Source organism: Acaryochloris sp. 'Moss Beach', assembly GCF_021497025.1.
Classification (GTDB): Bacteria; Cyanobacteriota; Cyanobacteriia; order Thermosynechococcales; family Thermosynechococcaceae; genus Acaryochloris; species Acaryochloris marina_A.
Genome location: NZ_CP071717.1, coordinates 2,560,040 through 2,576,402, shown reverse-complemented (window position 1 = coordinate 2,576,402; position 16,363 = coordinate 2,560,040). Strand labels below are relative to the sequence as shown.

Annotated in this window: 18 protein-coding genes and 1 tRNA gene; 6 read left to right on the top strand and 13 right to left on the bottom strand. The window is 47.7% G+C overall.

Annotation, left to right across the window (positions count from 1 at the left end; translation table 11 throughout):
* Window positions 1-4: 4 nt before the first annotated feature.
* Genes HRE53_RS11995 through HRE53_RS11980 form a run of 4 tightly spaced genes read right to left on the bottom strand, consistent with a single transcriptional unit; the run spans window position 5 to window position 5,614 of the window.
* On the bottom strand, window positions 5-853 hold the full coding sequence (locus HRE53_RS11995; RefSeq protein WP_235110674.1) for a DUF928 domain-containing protein: 849 nt from the start codon (window positions 851-853) through the stop codon (window positions 5-7).
* Window positions 854-884: 31 nt separating this feature from the next.
* Window positions 885-4,007 carry a CHASE2 domain-containing protein gene (locus tag HRE53_RS11990; protein ID WP_235110673.1) on the bottom strand — a complete coding sequence of 1,041 codons (3,123 nt, stop codon included), beginning with the start codon at window positions 4,005-4,007 and terminating at the stop codon, window positions 885-887.
* A 54-nt stretch (window positions 4,008-4,061) separates the two neighbouring features.
* Window positions 4,062-5,021 carry a DUF1822 family protein gene (locus tag HRE53_RS11985; protein WP_235110672.1) on the bottom strand — a complete coding sequence of 320 codons (960 nt, stop codon included), beginning with the start codon at window positions 5,019-5,021 and terminating at the stop codon, window positions 4,062-4,064.
* 35 nt (window positions 5,022-5,056) lie between these two features.
* The gene (locus HRE53_RS11980) at window positions 5,057-5,614 is read right to left on the bottom strand and encodes a sigma-70 family RNA polymerase sigma factor (protein WP_235110671.1); all 558 of its coding nucleotides are present in this window, start codon (window positions 5,612-5,614) and stop codon (window positions 5,057-5,059) included.
* 70 nt (window positions 5,615-5,684) lie between these two features.
* Between HRE53_RS11980 and HRE53_RS11975 the strand changes: the two genes are divergently transcribed.
* Complete coding sequence (locus tag HRE53_RS11975) at window positions 5,685-6,515, top strand: IS1 family transposase (protein ID WP_235108928.1); 831 nt, start codon at window positions 5,685-5,687, stop codon at window positions 6,513-6,515.
* Here HRE53_RS11975 and HRE53_RS34350 read toward each other — a convergent pair.
* Complete coding sequence (locus HRE53_RS34350; RefSeq protein ID WP_255801402.1) at window positions 6,497-6,631, bottom strand: hypothetical protein; 135 nt, start codon at window positions 6,629-6,631, stop codon at window positions 6,497-6,499. The two genes, HRE53_RS11975 and HRE53_RS34350, sit on opposite strands and share 19 nt — an antisense overlap.
* A gap of 368 nt (window positions 6,632-6,999) precedes the next feature.
* On the opposite strand from HRE53_RS34350, the gene HRE53_RS11970 reads away from it, so the two are divergent.
* Both HRE53_RS11970 and HRE53_RS11965 read left to right on the top strand, forming a co-directional pair.
* On the top strand, window positions 7,000-7,596 hold the full coding sequence (locus HRE53_RS11970; protein ID WP_212663634.1) for a thioredoxin family protein: 597 nt from the start codon (window positions 7,000-7,002) through the stop codon (window positions 7,594-7,596).
* Between the two features lie 122 nt (window positions 7,597-7,718).
* On the top strand, window positions 7,719-8,018 hold the full coding sequence (locus HRE53_RS11965; RefSeq protein WP_010478653.1) for a 30S ribosomal protein PSRP-3: 300 nt from the start codon (window positions 7,719-7,721) through the stop codon (window positions 8,016-8,018).
* Window positions 8,019-8,155: 137 nt separating this feature from the next.
* Here the strand turns inward: HRE53_RS11965 and HRE53_RS11960 are convergent, their stop codons facing one another.
* Window positions 8,156-9,619, bottom strand: coding sequence for a hemolysin family protein (locus HRE53_RS11960; RefSeq protein ID WP_235110669.1), 1,464 nt, complete (start codon window positions 9,617-9,619; stop codon window positions 8,156-8,158).
* 48 nt (window positions 9,620-9,667) lie between these two features.
* Entirely contained in the window at window positions 9,668-10,399 is a 732-nt protein-coding gene (locus tag HRE53_RS11955; protein ID WP_235110668.1) for a hypothetical protein, read from the bottom strand.
* A gap of 227 nt (window positions 10,400-10,626) precedes the next feature.
* On the opposite strand from HRE53_RS11955, the gene HRE53_RS11950 reads away from it, so the two are divergent.
* Window positions 10,627-10,699 (top strand) — tRNA-Ile (locus tag HRE53_RS11950).
* A 91-nt stretch (window positions 10,700-10,790) separates the two neighbouring features.
* Here HRE53_RS11950 and HRE53_RS11945 read toward each other — a convergent pair.
* The 5 genes from HRE53_RS11945 to HRE53_RS11925 all read right to left on the bottom strand — a co-directional run bounded on the left by HRE53_RS11945 (window position 10,791) and on the right by HRE53_RS11925 (window position 13,034).
* Complete coding sequence (locus HRE53_RS11945; RefSeq protein ID WP_235110667.1) at window positions 10,791-11,237, bottom strand: hypothetical protein; 447 nt, start codon at window positions 11,235-11,237, stop codon at window positions 10,791-10,793.
* A gap of 125 nt (window positions 11,238-11,362) precedes the next feature.
* Window positions 11,363-11,596: a hypothetical protein gene (locus tag HRE53_RS11940; protein WP_235110666.1), complete on the bottom strand. Its 234-nt coding sequence runs from the start codon at window positions 11,594-11,596 to the stop codon at window positions 11,363-11,365.
* A gap of 25 nt (window positions 11,597-11,621) precedes the next feature.
* Window positions 11,622-11,912, bottom strand: a complete 291-nt coding sequence (locus HRE53_RS11935; protein WP_235110665.1) for a hypothetical protein — start codon at window positions 11,910-11,912, stop codon at window positions 11,622-11,624.
* A 4-nt stretch (window positions 11,913-11,916) separates the two neighbouring features.
* Window positions 11,917-12,357 carry a hypothetical protein gene (locus HRE53_RS11930; RefSeq protein ID WP_235110664.1) on the bottom strand — a complete coding sequence of 147 codons (441 nt, stop codon included), beginning with the start codon at window positions 12,355-12,357 and terminating at the stop codon, window positions 11,917-11,919.
* A gap of 194 nt (window positions 12,358-12,551) precedes the next feature.
* Complete coding sequence (locus tag HRE53_RS11925) at window positions 12,552-13,034, bottom strand: hypothetical protein (RefSeq protein WP_235110663.1); 483 nt, start codon at window positions 13,032-13,034, stop codon at window positions 12,552-12,554.
* A 286-nt stretch (window positions 13,035-13,320) separates the two neighbouring features.
* On the opposite strand from HRE53_RS11925, the gene ispF reads away from it, so the two are divergent.
* Window positions 13,321-13,806, top strand: a complete 486-nt coding sequence (ispF, locus tag HRE53_RS11920; RefSeq protein WP_212663629.1) for a 2-C-methyl-D-erythritol 2,4-cyclodiphosphate synthase — start codon at window positions 13,321-13,323, stop codon at window positions 13,804-13,806.
* Between the two features lie 23 nt (window positions 13,807-13,829).
* Window positions 13,830-14,714: an ROK family protein gene (locus tag HRE53_RS11915; protein ID WP_235110662.1), complete on the top strand. Its 885-nt coding sequence runs from the start codon at window positions 13,830-13,832 to the stop codon at window positions 14,712-14,714.
* Here the strand turns inward: HRE53_RS11915 and HRE53_RS11910 are convergent.
* Complete coding sequence (locus tag HRE53_RS11910; RefSeq protein WP_212663627.1) at window positions 14,688-16,352, bottom strand: CTP synthase; 1,665 nt, start codon at window positions 16,350-16,352, stop codon at window positions 14,688-14,690. The two genes, HRE53_RS11915 and HRE53_RS11910, sit on opposite strands and share 27 nt — an antisense overlap.
* Window positions 16,353-16,363: the final 11 nt, after the last annotated feature.

Sequence of the window (16,363 nt, the reverse complement as noted above, 5' to 3'; positions counted from 1 at the left end):
CTGATTATTTGAGGGATAAATGGGGTTCAGGGGTACAACAGGACAGCATGGGTTCAGTGGCCAGTTCTTTGAGATTGATATTGTCTAACAAACTGTTCCATTTTGAGATCAGCGTTAGATCTTGGGGAGCATCTTGCTTTAAATCAACCAACATCGAAATTGCATCAAACCATAAGCCTTCTTCCAAATAGATTTCCAAACGCTTCAAGGGGGAAGCTGTTGGCAATTGCTGCTGGCGTTGGGTGTCCATCTGTACACGGTAGATTCTGCCGTGTACATAATTGGTCTCGTTCGGTCCGAATTTTGTCAAAAGCGTCCAGGTATATCGCTTGCCCACCTGTAAAGGATCTCGGTTTGCAGGAATAGGAATACGAATGATGCCACCTTCCGTCAACGGTAAAGCAAAACGGGTTTTGTGGACGTATTGATCGTTCTCGTCTTGCAAGACGAATTCAATGTTCAGGCGTGTGGTTTGGGGTTGTTCTGGGGTTCTGAACTTCGATAAGTAGAAGAGGAATTCCGGGTGATCAGCTGTTGTCAGCCCCCAGATCTGTTTTTCTGCATCAATTTCAGGTACTAGAGCGGTTAATCGGGACGTTGCGCATTGTTTGTTGGCTGCTTCTGCTTCCGTCTTACACAAAGTGTAAATTTTATCGCCACGACTGCTTCCACCTTCACGCCGACCGGTCGGTGCTCCGGGGTCGCTGGGGGGAGTTGGCATGGTAAAGGTCAGATGGTGGTGCTGATGCATGGCCATTGCATGGGGTGTGTGCCCAGAAAGTCCTGCACTTGCCATGGTACAAACCGCTAAGGTTAGCAGCATTGATCGAGAAAAAGGTTGGGCAGTCAGCATAAACGAAATCTCCTTTACTGGGGATGAGGATTTAAGAAGCTGGATGATCATGATCAATTTTTTTGGTGCGCACTAACAGCACCGCAACGGTCGTGATGACAAAAGCTATCAGGGACGGTATGAGCGGCATCCAGATGGCCTGTATCAGGCCCCATAAACAGAGGCTGAACAATCCACTCACTAAAACAGTGCTGATCACACCGGTGCGAGTTGTGAGTTTGAAGACAATAGCAACGATGCCGCCCATCATTGCCCAGCCCCAGATCCAAAGACCATCAGCCCATTGAGGCCATATTTTGAAGCAGGAACGTTGATCTTCAACGGCACTGATGATCTGACTGGCCATATGAGCCTGGACAAAAACACCTGCCACCTTCTGAGTGGGGCCAGCACCGTAGGGAGTAGACCAAAAATCTCCAGATCCACTCGCTTGGACTCCCACTAAAACAACCTTGTCTTTAATCGCATTGGCATTAACTTGTCCCGCCAGTACTTGCTCCAAAGTTACCGTTTTGGCGATGTCTGTCGGTCTCTTTAAGGCTCGATAATTTAGCATTAATTGCAAGCCTCTCATGCGGTCATCGTTAATACCTTGATAGCCGCCATGGGGCTGTAGTTGCTTAAAGATTGTGGTTCGTGTTGTTCCGGTACCAGGTTGATCCGTTTGAACCTGCAACTCCAAGGGGTGGCCCTCGGGTTCAGCAAACTTGAGGGAAAATGTCTGGGGTGACTGCTGTTCCAAGTAATGGAAGGCTAACAGAGAACCGAAGGAGAAAGACGCTTGACAGGGAGAGGCAGGCTCATGGTTCATATGAAGGATATGGCGGCGTAACACCCCATCTCCATCTTCGATAAAATCTGTAAAACCGATGCGATTGGGTGCTTGTACTTCAGTTGGAGGCGCGATGCCATCTGTATTACTGGATGAATCACTCCCTTTACAGGGAACCACTAAGCGCTCATTGTTCTTGAGTTGGGTCGCGAGTTGGGGGTAGTTCGGATCAACGGTAAAATCTCTGTAAATGTCTAAGCCGATGGCCTGGGGTTTAGCCTTGTTTAACTGAGTCAGGAGTCGAGTCAGGGTTGGATCATTTAAAGAACTCCGCTTCGTCTGATCCCCTTGGGCCTTAATATCTTTATCCGTGACCAATACAATTAATAGCCTGGGATCGGGACCTTCATTTGGTCTGAGGCGCAGGAGCTGATCAAATGCCCAAAACTCTATGGGCTGTAGAATGCCTAGCCCTCGAATGCCAATAATGGCAGCTGTCAAACATAGACTGGTAGGCAAGGCGGATAAAAGGGGACGGTGACAAAAACGGTGAACTTTAGAAAAGAGAGATACTTTTTCTAGAGGCAGTTCCGCAACAATGGGTGCCACAGCAGTTGGCAAAGTTTGTTCTACTTCCGGTGACTGTCGGTCTTGATGGCGAGAATTCGAGACCGTGGATGGTGTATCTCGCACCGGACGGGGTTGCCGATTGTCCCAGAGAATTTCGAAAACAGGTACACAGCCGATTCCTTTGAGGGAGCAATGGTCATGGTCATACACCGTAATATCTGTTAGGCCTGCATTGCGCAGCAACACGGCTGAGACTTCTGACAGTAGGATTTGTCCACCATCAGCTAAGTCAGAAATGCGATAGGCATAGTCTACTTCTTGGCCAATGTAGTCATGATCTTCAGCCTTCAATAAGGGGCTGCCTGTATGCATACCGATTCTGACTTGTAAGGGGCCAAACGGTGTCGTAATCGGATCTTGTTCATGGTGCTGTTGCAGGGCGATGGACCATTGTGCAGCCTGCATGGCACCTGGAAAGCTTATAAGAAAGCCATCCCCTTCTGTTTTGACCAAGCGACCACCAAAGGCCGTTAAGCTAGCTGTGACGCGTTGGCGGTGGGGTTGGAGAATTGTGTCGTAATACTGGTGGTTACGGGTTGTGACATCCAGGCCAGGCATAGCCTGTTTAATGGCAGTAGAGCTGACTAAATCGGTGAAGACAATCGTGACGATTTGAGCTGCTGAGTCATTGTCATGGCGCCATAAAGAATAGTCGTCTCCATCACTTTTACTCAGCTTTTGCCATGTGGGTGGAATCTCGGCTGGATTTTGGCAAATAATCGGCAGCCACGTGGCACATGGAAAATGAGGCTCAAGATCATGGAGTCGTTCCCGAGCTTCGCGGACGGCTAAATGAAAAGGTTTGCCTTTGGAAAAAGCAGTTAAGAAGTACTTGAGAAAATACTGGGCTACTTGATCAGGGATGGGTTCGCGCATGATCACCATGGCTGGCAGATGGATGTCAGCCAGTTGATGGGCGAGTCCTAAACCGTCACAAGAGTTGAAAATAGCAAGCTGTAACCCTTTGCTAATGGCTTGCTGCAGAGCATACTTTAGCTGATTGATATTCAGTGTTTCATGAGCATTGAGGCAAATATGGCCTGTGTCACAGGGATTAGAGCTATGGCTATGGCCTGCGAAAAATAAAATATCCCAGTTTTGATCCCATAGCTGATCGGTGAGTTCTTGCCGCTGTGGTTCTACTAGAAACGTCACATTTGCATTAGGAAGCTGATTCAGCAACCCTTGATCTGCTTGAGTATTGATGCCTTGGCTGCTCCCCAGAATGGCAAGAATCTTGATGCCAGTAGTGGAGCTTGATTGGCGTTGAATGCCTTCATAGGTAGGCGCGCTTAAGACCAGTTCTGCAAAAGGGTAGCGTGTTAACAGTTCCCACTGGTGCCAGGGTAAGCGCTGTAGTTGCGGGTTATCTGTTTGTAAAATAATGCGGATATGATCTTGTAGAGACAGTTGCTCCAGCCATTTATCCCGAACAGGTCGAAAGGTGTCTGCTAGAAGCCATTGATCTAATGCATGATGAAGGGTTTGGGCTGCCTGTTCGCAGTTGATTTGGAGTTCTTGCCAATCGATGTTGGTTAATTGTTCTGTGGGAGCATCTAAACGGGTGGTTAGTCCCAAGTTGAGATAAGCCGTTTGCCACCCTTGATAATACTGAGGAATATTAGGATTGGGAGGAAGAAAACCAACAATTTCAGTCGAGGGTCTGTCGTTTTCTTTGCCAACTTGAAGGGTCACAGGAAAACCCTGTGTAAAGCTACCTTCTCCCATGCGCAATACGACTAATTTATCCACGGCTTGTTCTCTTTATAGAGGCATCTCCTTTCTATGCAGCCAGGGCAAAAATTTCTAAATAATAAATGTTTCAGTTAGGATGTGGTTGCCTTGCTCTAGATCGAGATGGAACTGTTCTCCTGGTAATCCGCTGAACTCAAGCTGTAAGTAGTTGTCCGCTTGTCGTGATTGGGCTTCTAAAAACGTATTGTGCTGGTTGTCCAGCACCCTAAGCACTAAATTAGCGGGTAATGATGTGCATTGACCTGCGGGTCGGAGCTGAACACAGAGCATCCGCTGGCTATCTGTTTCAGTTTGCAGAAGATTCATGATCAAGACGAGGGGAATTTCTTCTGCATCATTTTTGAATTTGACTAATTTGGCCCGCTTAATTTGAACGGCATCGTCATCTAGCTCAACGGTTGACGTTGTGGCTGCACTTCTAAAGTGAAATGCTGGCTCTCGGGTTGAGGGTTGTAATAGATCTTCAACTACTTGCCAACTTTGATTAAAGATACCTTGTAGCCATTGACCCAGATCAGTCTGAACAAATGTTGGTGGTTTGGTGTCTACCAACATGAATTCACTAATATGAGCCAATAGGGATTCGAGGGGTTGTAAGTGCTCTATGGCGATTTGACCGGCTTGAGCAGTGGGCGTAAATCCTAGGATGCGAGCCCTCCGCTGTTGATCATCGATGACGACAACTAGATAACCGACGCGATCCGACCAGACTTCAGGGGGCAAGAGACAGGTAGGCGTGCCAGGCAAAATTGGGCGACATTCTAAACTGCCCATACCCGGAATGAGGAGATCGGCAACGTCTGCACAGAGTCGCACTACTGGATTCCAGCTATCGCTAGCTTCCAGATTGCAGGGGATTTCCATCAATGCCAGATACTCTTTAACAGCAAGGACCGCTAGGGTGTTGAGATAGACTTGCTGGCATTTCTCAGGTGTGGATTGCTGTTGCCCAAAGCCTTGGGCTATTTGCCTCGCGGTTAGGGTAATGGGTAAGGCTAAAGAATCGCTCATCAAGGGAAGCATGGAGTCAAAATCAGGAACTTCTATTATAGATATCCTTGTGACAGACCAAAATTACGCAAGCGGGTCATACATTGTCGTTGGTAAAAACTACTCAGGGTAGAAATGGGTAAGCCAAATTCTTCAGAAACCTTTTCCCATCCTTGTTCCGGTGGCAGACGCCTTAATAGTAAAACTTGGCAGGTGACATCCGGTCGGTTTTGAATATGAACGTTTCTTAACTCACCTGAGGGGTCAGTTTCCACCCAATGACGGGTTGTTTCCAAAATTGGGGGAGTATCTGGAGGAGCAGCGAGATTATCCGTGACGTCTTGGTTTTTGTTGATGGCGCTAGGAGCTTTAGAGGTATATCTTGCGAGGTGCTTTTGTTTGTTAATGCGAAAGTCTTGTAAGCGCCATTTCAGATATCGGTTTAACCAGGTAACGACACTACTACGGTCGGGATCATATTGTTCGCCAGTACCGGCTTCACAAATATTTTGGCAAAAATAAACCCAGGTTTGCTGCAGGGCATCTTCATAGTAAGGAGTATGTTCATGCCAGAGCTTACGAGATTGTTCAATCAGTCGCACAATCTGCGTCAAACATTGGGTTGTGATTCAATCAAATGTGGGTCAGATAGAATAATACATTCCTTCTGCTATTAGAGTAACCATGCAATGCCCATTGTGCGGTCATCCCAAAGCCTATAAGCATGGCAAGATGGCCAATGAGAAACAACGGTATCACTGTCCTATTTGTAAACGAACTTTCACTGAAACCTTTGATACCCTTTACTATCGTCGACAGACCTGCCGAGAGACGATCCATCAAGTTCTCCAATCTCATGCAGAAGGCACGAGTCTCAGAGGCATTGCCCGAATCACTGGGCTTTCCTACAACACGGTTGTCTCCCTCGTGCGTTCTGCTAGCCAACGCTCTCAGCAACTTCATAATGGCAACGTTCAAGCAGTCAGCACCGATGATGTCAGTGCCGATGAGATGTGGTCCTTTGTGAAAAAAAAGCAAAAACATTGCCGACCATCAGAGCTAGAGGTGGGCGATTGTTGGATGGCGATTACGTTGGCCAACACCAGTGGTTTGATATTGACCTGTCGGGTGGGCAAGCATACCGACTCATTGTTGGATGAACTGATGACCAGCACTGAAGGCAAGACCGATTGCAAGTTTTGGAATAGTGATGATTGGGGCGGTTATGAGCGCATCTTAGGGCCAGACATTATCCACTACATTGGTAAAGACCGAACTCAACGATTGGAGCGTACCAATGGGATTGTTCGGCAGCAAACAGGTCGATGGCATCGCCGCCAAAATAAGTTTGGCAAAGTTTGGGAGCAAACGAAGGTTACGGCTCGGTTAGGGGTGAGCTATTTTAATTGGATTTGGACTCACAGCCGATTCAAAACGACTGCGGCCCAACGAGCAGGATTAGCTGATTGCCCATGGAACTGGAATGACATTCTTTGCTACCCCACAATTATTTGAGGCACGACCAAACATTGCTTTCGTTTCAAATGGCCTGAGGGATATTGGCGGGCTTCTATGACCAGTTGACGGAGTTGCTCGTCGAGCGGTAGCATCTGCTGATTTTTAAGTTTCATAGGCCCCCCACCTAAATCCCCTTATAAATGTTTTCTGAGAGTTGCTAAACGCTGATTAATTAGCTTGAGAGAAAATGCTGAGATCTTCTGACTGACCATTGTCCGGTCGCTATTGATTCCACATCGAATTGAGTGAGTGCTGTTGTGGAAATTATCTAGCAGATTACAAGATTAGAAGATAGATAGTTGTGAGGTAAATCACTGGCTAGGGTACGGAAAAATGTATGAGATCCGTCTCAACCTCTGATATCTAGGGAAATGAAGACAAAAGTGCCAAAGGTTCGATTTTATTGGTAAAGATGTGTGTACTCAGCCAGTGGATGACTAAACTGAGAATGGGAATGATTAGTCACAACCTTGGATACCTCATGACTTTAGATCCATCAGATATGCCGTCCAATCCTGAGGCTGATACAGCAACGACCAGTCAACGATTAAGAAATTTTTTGGTTGCTATGGTTGCGATTGCACTCAGTATCGCTCTCTTTTTCGGTTCTCGCCAGCAAACTGAACAACCTTCCTTATCAGCTCTAGCAGCTGATTCAACCCCCATAGAAATCGCATTAACGAATCAAAAACCCACCCTGATGGAGTTCTATGCGAATTGGTGTACGAGTTGTCAGGCCATGGCTGATGATATGCACAGCCTCAAACAAGAATTTTCTGATCAAGTTAATTTTGTGATGTTGAACGTTGACAACAGCAAGTGGCTGCCTGAAGTGCTCAAATTTGACGTTGATGGCATTCCCCATTTTGTGTATCTGGATGGTAGCGGTGAAGCCTTAGCAAGCTCAGTGGGACAACAGCCTCGACAGATTTTGGCAGATAATTTAGCTGCGCTAGTTGCTGAGGATACTTTGCCAACGTCGAAAGCAATGGGTCAAACATCTATATTCCAACCTGCAGTCAGGGGGAATCAAGACGATCCGCGGAGTCATGGCGGTATGCCAGCGGGTGGAATCTAAAAGTCTCCAATATCTCTGGGGGACTGAACAAAGGAAATCTCAAAGCTTTTGATGGAGATAAAGAGTTATCAACTATAATGGAGGGCTGTAGTGATAATTTTTTTTCAGTTTTAGGAGGCAGATTGTCAAAGTTTATTCTTAAAGTGCTCTGGCTTGATGAAAACGTTGCCTTAGCAGTGGATCAAGTGGTTGGCAACGGGAGTAGTCCCCTAACTTCTTACTTCTTTTGGCCTCGAAACGATGCCTGGGAAAATCTCAAAACTGAATTAGAGAAAAAAACCTGGATTGATGAAGTTGAGCGAATCTCTATCCTCAACAAAGCCACAGAAGTCATTAACTACTGGCAAGAAGAAGGACGTCGACGCCCACTCACTGAGGCAAAAGCGCGCTTTCCTGAAGTAGTTTTTACTGGTACAGCTTAGTTAGAGCGACTGGCTCTAATTGATATTGCCATAAGGCTTTAAGCCACCTTCATTTCCTCGATAGCGCTGTATTTACAAGTCGTTATCGAGAACTTTTTTTCGACCATTTTTATGGGCCAATAGGCTAGGATGTCCCCCTAATTGTTGGGAGTACTATCAGTCGTTGTGCCCAAATGGGTCGGTAGATCTGAGCGGATTCCGAGTTCTAATTTATGGATTTGGATTTGGTCAAGACGAGGACCATCTGTAGAGATGATCGTGAACTCTAGGTTATACAAGTGGTGAACTTCTCCTGGGAGAGGTAGCTTTTGCAGCTGAAACAGTAAAAACCCGCCCAAGGTTTGATAATCATCAACAATAGGCAACTCTAGCCCTAAATTCTCATTTACTTCATCTAAGTCTGTTTGAGCCTGGACGATGAACGTATGATTATCTAACTCTTGAATGGGAGGAGTGGAATCATGGCCAGCTGCATCATCGCCACCGATGATTTCATGAACGAGATCATTCAGGGTTACTAAACCCGCGGTCCCATTGACCTCTTCTTCCCTCACCATGACAATATCGAGGTGATATTTCTGCATGAGTTGCAGCACCTCATTAATTAATGTGCCTTCAGGAACGAACCAAGCTGTTTGTACCCATGCTTTGATGGAGGTGTCATTTTGGAGGTCTCCTTTAGCAAAAGCAACGGCTAGCTCTTTGAAGCGAACAATGCCGCGAATATCGTCCAAAGACTCTCCGATAACTGGATAATAGTTATGGCCAGACCGGGCTACCTCTTCTAGCAGCATTTGAAAGGTCACAGATTCTTCCAACGCGTCAATCCGGGTGCGAGGAATCATCACTTCTTCCACCAAGACATCTGCAAACTCGAAGACATTGGTGAGTAACTCTCTTTCGTCAGCTTCTAATCCAGTGGATTCCGTGGAGGTTGCAATCATTAACTGCAGCTCCTCTGGGGTGACTTGGTGATACCAATCTCGATCTGAGTATTCAATGCCAGCCATGCCGAGCAAGCACCGAGTAGATTGGTTGAGAATCCAGATTAATGGGTTAAACAGCTTCGCAATCGTTAGGCTAGTTGGACCTAAAAATCGAGCGAGTTCTTCTGAATAGAGTAAGGCGAGGGCTTTTGGGCATAACTCCCCTAGCACAATTTGCAGATAAGCAATGACCAAAAAGGCTGTGGGAACGGCTAGGGTATGGGCGATAAATACTTGAGTTGAGTTGGAGAGAGCACTCTGTCGTAACCACGAGATAATCAGCACGGCGACAGTATGTTCGCCTATCCAGCCTAAGGCTAAGCTAGACAAGGTAATCCCAATTTGAGTCGTTGAAAGCAACCGAGCAATATCCTGCTGTAGTTGCTGAACTAACTTGGCTTGAGTATCTCCCTCTTGGACTAACTGATTGATGCGGGAGCGACGAACAGCAACGATCGAAAACTCAGCTGTGACAAAAAAACCATTGATGATAATCAAGGCTGCAATGGCTAACAACCGCGATCCAATTTCAGGCACACTCAGTACTGGAAATTGATCAGAAAATCGGGGAGTACTGAGCTGTGCCCAGTAGAAAAGCAGTGGGAGTGGAGTCATACCAGCCGCGATTTTGCCAGCCCCCTATGAGACATGTGCCATCGGCGCTTACTCATCAGCGACTGGGATATTTTGAATGTCTAGTTTGACGTTCTGGTCAGGATAGTCGTTTAAGGAAATCGAGACTTTTTCAACGGTTTCCGGCGGAACATCCAAAATTTTGATTGTGCCAAAGAAGATTTCTCCTTTGGGTTTAAACTCAGTTGGTAACCCTCGAATTTCTGAGAACAAGGCTTGCCCTTGATCGTCAGTAATATCTAAAAAAGTATAGACAAACTGAATTGTGTCATCGCTACTGTTCTGTAAAGCAACGTTAAGGATGAGCGTATCATCCTCACGGGCTAAAGACTTGACCTCAAAGTTCATTCCCTGATTGTTGACTTTGATCGGGAGAGACTTCGGCTGTGATTTTTGATCCTTTTTGGTGTCAGAAGATTTGGGTTTCTTCGGTTTGGGTGCTGTTTTTTGTTTCTCTTTGGCGATATTGGCACCGTTAGTCTGAGACTTAACTTTGGCAATTAGGTCTTTCTCGTTAAGAAAATCGGCCCCTTGGCGTGGGCGACGATCTAAATCGTCAGACTCCTTCAGAAATGGGTTTGTGGCAGGTTGTGTAATGCCTTTTAAAGATTGACGGGCGAACACATAACCTACGGCACCACAGATGGATCCGACTATCAACATAAACAGTAGGAGTAATACTGTGCGTTTGATAGATGGATCAATCTTGAATCGATTTCGGGGTTTGTTGGTTGAGGCCTTATTCGCTTTTGCCAAGATCACACGTTTGAATCAAGTTAAAAAGTAGAGCTATGTCTTTAGACGCTTTATCTGAGCGCAATACCAGGACGTGCATATAAAAATGACTTCCAGATTCAGTAATAATATAACTTAGGGGATAGTGCTATAGTCATTCTGGTATTTTCACTGGATTCTGTGGTTGAAAGTAGATAAACTGTTCAACTGCATTGCACAGTCATATCCCAAACGATATAAGAACTGCTATTTAGCCAGGGTTGGCCGAGCGGTTGAGGCAGCGAACTCATAATTCGCCCTAGGCAGGTTCAACTCCTGCACCCTGGATTGATTTCAATAGCTAAAGCGCCCAACTTGTGAGATGCAAGTTGGGCGCTTTAGCTATTCTGGATTTTGAGAATTAGTTTGGCTTTACTTTCTACCAAAGCGCAGGAACAGCAGGGGCTACAGCAGGAATATATTGGGGAGCAGATTCGGGTTCAGAGTTACCAATGCCTGATAGGCTTTGCAGTTCTAGCAATGATGTTGCGTAAGGATTGGCTAAATCGCGGGTGCGAACGGTGGGAAAATCATCATCTTGCTGCTGTAGTAAATCTTTGTAGATCACTTCAACACGCTCAGCAGCGCTTCGAATGGCTCCTTCTGGTGTACCCACACTGAAAAGAAACTTAGCATCTCCTCCGAGGGACTCATCTTCCCAGTAACTATCGAGGTTGGACTGCCGATCCAGCGTTTCAGATATGGTGGGTTGACGTAATGGCCGATCGAGAGGATCAACTTCTTGAGCTAGTGCAACGCCATTCCCTGTCAGAATCAAGGTGGCTAGTGCTATACCCCCACTCCAGTGCTTGAAGCTCAAACCCATGCTACTTATCCTTAACAATAAATTTTTTGTCTGATATGTCCTAGTTTACCCATTTACTAGGAGAACTTACCCCGTTGCTGATGTTTGTGCAGCTGCTTGCCCTAGGTTTGTCAGAATGGCAGCGCCTATGGTCGAATGGGGCCATTATACGTAACAGTGACAGTGCTATTTTGGGTCACTGTGACCACAGATTCTACAGTGGGATTGCGATAGCCAGGGACTCCTCCTTGGAATCTAAAGGTGATACTGCCATCTTGATTTTTTTGATGTGGGGTGCCAGCAGCAGGACCAAACATTGAAGTTTCAGGTCGATACTGGGCTAAACCCCCGTTCGCATTGATAGCGGCTTGCCTAGCCAAGTTTTTGGCGCGAGAGAGAAAGAAATCAGCGTTTTGGATAGATGTGTTTTGGATAGATGCTGGTGAGGTCTGAACTGGGCGGCTGGGAGTGCTCTGGGGGGGGGGTAATAGCAATAGCAGGTGTTGGCTGTGTCGCGATAGGTGGCAATGTTTGCCTGGGGGGGGGGATGACGGGTGCTGGCTGTAGAGTGGGTAGGCCAGAGCTGGGAGGGCGAGTGCTTGGTGCCTTTGGCTGAGCGGGTAAGGGTGGAGAAGAATTGGGCGGTAAGGGTTGAGAGCTGGGGATTAAAACAGGCTTTTCTAAAGAGTTGGGCAATTGATTAGGGGGTTGTGTTGGCTCTTGAGTTTGAGAGGGGGGTGGGCTTGACCTTGGCAAGGGCAACGGAGCGTAAAGGACCGTTGTATTGGAGACTGACTAATCCTTGGGGGGTAACGGTCGCGATAGTCTCTACTGTAGGCGTGACGAAGCCAGGTGATCCGCCTTTGAAGGTAAAGGTGACGCTGCCGTCGGAATTCTGTTGACTGGGTGCATCTATGGCAGGCCCATACATAGCAGCTTCTGCACGATAAAGTCTGAGACCCCCATTTTGTCGTTCGGCTGCTTGTCTGGCTAGATTCTTTGCCCGGGTCAGGAAAAAGGGATCTGTGGCTTGAGGAGGAGGAGTGACGGAGGGTGAGGATTGGGCATAGACCGCTACCTGCCCTATTCCCAAACAAAGGGGAAGCAATAAAACCTTTGAAAAAGCAACAAACTGGCGCATAGACACAACCCTAAAGAGAGATAAACAAAACCATCTGCCCATAGTAAAGGCAGAAAACACCCATAGGCTATCGTCTGGGATGCCTATCTGTGGGGGCGATGAATTCAGATGGCTGGTGATAGAAACGCGTTGTTCTGCGTTCTTTCGCTAGATCCGATGGATAAGGCGTCTATTCAACTAAATCTTTGATTTGGTCAATAATTTGAGATGGAACCTGGGGAATGGAAGCTGGGGCTGCCGGGGGTAGGGTCAGGCTCGGAGGGCTGAGCGGCTGCGGGACGAATGGGACCGTTGTAACCGATCGTAACGATGCCTGCAGGAGCAACGGTGGCTACTGTTTCTAGAGTCGGGGAAACAAACCCAGGAGCACCCCCTTTGAAGGAGAAGGTGACACTGCCATCTTCATTCTCGACATGAGGGGAATCGATGGCAGGGCCATACATCGATGTTTCAGCCCGGTACTGACTAAGGCCACCGTTTTCTCGTTCGGCTGCTTGCCGTGCCAGATTCTTGGCACGGGTCAAAAAGAAGGGGTCGGCTTTTACTGCGTCTTGAGCGATGACTAGGGGTTGAGCATAGGGAAGGGGAAGGTGAGAAACCGTTTCCTGAGCGTTCAGCGCTGGGGTAGCTGCTAAGGGGGCTAGAAGTATGGATGAAAAAAGCAGAAATTTTTGCATAAGTTGTGATTTGAAAAACAATAACAGTAACTGTAGGGGAACTGAGTGGGTATGCTTTTTGGGCATAACGTGTTGATTGTTTAGACGGTGACTCTGGGAACCTGTTCCAATCCTAAAGAGTGACCTAGGCTGGTGTAACGGTTATGGAGGGTGGACGATCGATGGTTCTTCCCTCCCAAAAGGATGTCTTTGCAGCCCAACGACTATTTCTATCAATAAGGAGGTGCCGTCATAGTATGGTACGAGAGCACTGGGCCGTTTTTCAATTCATTCCTGTAGCGAGACTATGACATCCATCCGTATTGGTAATGGTTACGATATCCATCAACTGGTTGAAGATCGCCCGTTGATTCTTGGGGGAGTTCAAATTGAGCATTCTCTAGGCTTGAAAGGCCATAGTGATGCGGATGTGTTGACCCATGCAATTATGGATGCCCTGTTAGGAGCCTTGAGTTTAGGCGATATTGGCCATTATTTTCCGCCAACGGATCCTCAATGGGCAGGGGCAGATAGTCTGAAATTGCTGGAACAGGTACATCAGTTGATTCTGGATCGAGGCTGGCAGATCGGCAATATTGACTCGGTGGTGGTGGCAGAGCGTCCCAAGCTGAAACCTCATATCAATGCAATGCGCGATCGCATTAGCAAAACCTTGAATCTCAGTCCTGATTTAATAGGTATAAAAGCCACAACGAATGAAAAACTGGGGCCTGTAGGACAAGAGCAGGGAATTTGCGCTTATGCGGTAGCATTATTGACCTCTGGTTCGTAGATAGGGTTTGAGTTGGATCTGCGATGACCGAAAACCTGGTGCTAGGGATTGATTTAGGGGGAACGGCCATTAAGTTAGGCTGTTGCAGTCCCCAAGGAACCTGTGTCCGCTCGATTACAGTGCCGACACCGCAACCCTCTACACCGGAGCCAGTGGTGGATGCGATCGCAACTGCAGTTCACGCTTTAGATCCAGAGAAAACCATGCCAGTGATTGGTCTGGGTATGCCCGGACCGGCTGATAATACAGGCCGTATTGCTAGGGTCTCAATCAACTTAGATGATTGGTTAGATGTGCCCTTAGCCGAGTGGGTAGAGGATAAAACGGGACGACCCACCACCATTGCTAATGACGCCAACTGTGCAGGGCTTGGTGAAGCTCTTTATGGGGCCGGACAGCCATTTCAGAATTTGATTATGCTCACCTTAGGTACAGGGGTGGGAGGTGCCATCATTATGAATGGCGAGCTGTATACAGGACGAGATGGGGCGGCAGGAGAATTGGGACTGATTACCCTATGGCCCGATGGTCCCCCCTGCAATAGCGGCAATAATGGGTCTTTGGAACAATTTGTATCGGTGCAGGCGATTCGCCGAGACCACCAGTGTGAACCCCATGAGCTAGCAGGACGAGAAGACGAAGCTGCTAACTCATTTTGGCAAGATTATGGCCGTAACCTAGGCGCTGGCTTGGCGAGTCTGATCTATGTGCTTACCCCTGAAGCTGTGATTTTAGGGGGTGGGATTGCGGCCAGCACTGAATTGTTTCTACCTTGGGTGCAAGCAGAAATCGAGCGCCGGGTGATGCCGACGTCCCGAGAAAATCTGGTGATTTTACCAGCTGCATTGGGCAACCAGGCAGGGATGATTGGTGCTGCCCAACTAGCTCGACAGCGATTCGGATACTAGCGATTCCGTCGGCAGGCTCTCATGGTGATTAGACGTGCCATTAGCTTGTAGACAAGCTCCCACTAAGCCTGCAAACAGTGGATGGGGCACATTGGGCCGGGAGCGAAACTCAGGATGGAATTGGGTGGCAATGAAGAAAGGATGAGAGGGCAGCTCAATCATCTCCACCAGGCGACCATCGGGGGAGGTACCACTAATCACATAGCCGGACTCTAAAAATAAAGGCCGATAGGCGTTGTTAAATTCATAGCGATGCCGATGGCGCTCATACACAATGGTCTCCTGGGGATACAGGCGAGCTGCCAGGGTGTCAGGTAATAAGCGGCAGGGATATAGACCCAAGCGCATCGTGCCTCCGAGATCCACGACATCCTGCTGTTCAGGTAATAAGTTAATGACAGGATTACGGGTTTCGGGATTAAACTCAGCACTATTGGCATCCTCTAACCCAGCCTGATGGCGAGCCCATTCAATTACCGCACATTGCATGCCTAAGCAGAGCCCTAAAAAGGGAACCTGATGGTCGCGAGCGTATTGAATGGCTGCAATTTTGCCATCGACGCCCCGAATGCCAAAGCCACCAGGAACAATAATGCCAGCCGCACCTGCCAGATATCGATCCGCGCCGTGGGCTTCGATTTCTTCTGAATCTACCCAGCGAAGGTGAACGGCAATCCCTTGGGCAACAGCGGCATGTTGCAGGGACTCTACGACTGATAAATAGGCATCACTAAGCTGCACATATTTACCCACCAGCGCAATTTCAATGGTTTGTGAGGGATGATCAAGCTGATTGACGAGAGCTTGCCATTGGGTTAATTCGGGCTGCCGCTGCTCTAGGTGCATAAACTTGAGGACCTGTTGGGCTAAGCCTTCTTGTTCGAGAATGAGGGGGACGGCATAGATACTGCTGGCATCTTCACAGGTGATCACAGCTTCGACAGGGACATCACAAAACTCTGAGACCTTCTCTTTAATCCCTTTAGATAAAGGACGATCGCAGCGACAGACGAGAATATCGGGTTGGATGCCGATGGAGCGCAGCTCTTTAACGGAGTGCTGGGTGGGTTTAGTTTTCATTTCTCCCGCAGCGGGAATCCAGGGCATTAAGGTGACGTGGGTATAGAGAATATTGTCCCGACCCACATCTTTTCGGAACTGACGAATGGCTTCTAAGAAGGGCAAAGACTCAATATCACCGACGGTCCCGCCAATCTCGATAATTAAGACGTCCGGCGTCGCCTGTTTGGCTACTCGCTTAATGCGATCTTTAATCTCATTGGTGATATGGGGGATCACTTGCACGGTGCCCCCTTTATAGTCACCCCGCCGCTCTTTGTTTAAGACGGATTGGTAAATAGAACCTGTGGTGACACTATTGAGGCGCGACATGGCTGTATCAGTAAAGCGCTCATAGTGACCTAAGTCTAAATCCGTTTCAGCGCCATCATCTGTGACGAATACTTCTCCATGCTGGAACGGACTCATGGTGCCTGGATCCACGTTGATGTAGGGATCCAATTTCAAAATGGAGACGGAGTAATTGCGGGATTTCAGTAGGCGTCCCAAGCTAGCAGCCACAATTCCCTTACCAATACTGGAAACTACACCGCCCGTTACAAATACAAACTTAGTCATGTGCAGCTTTA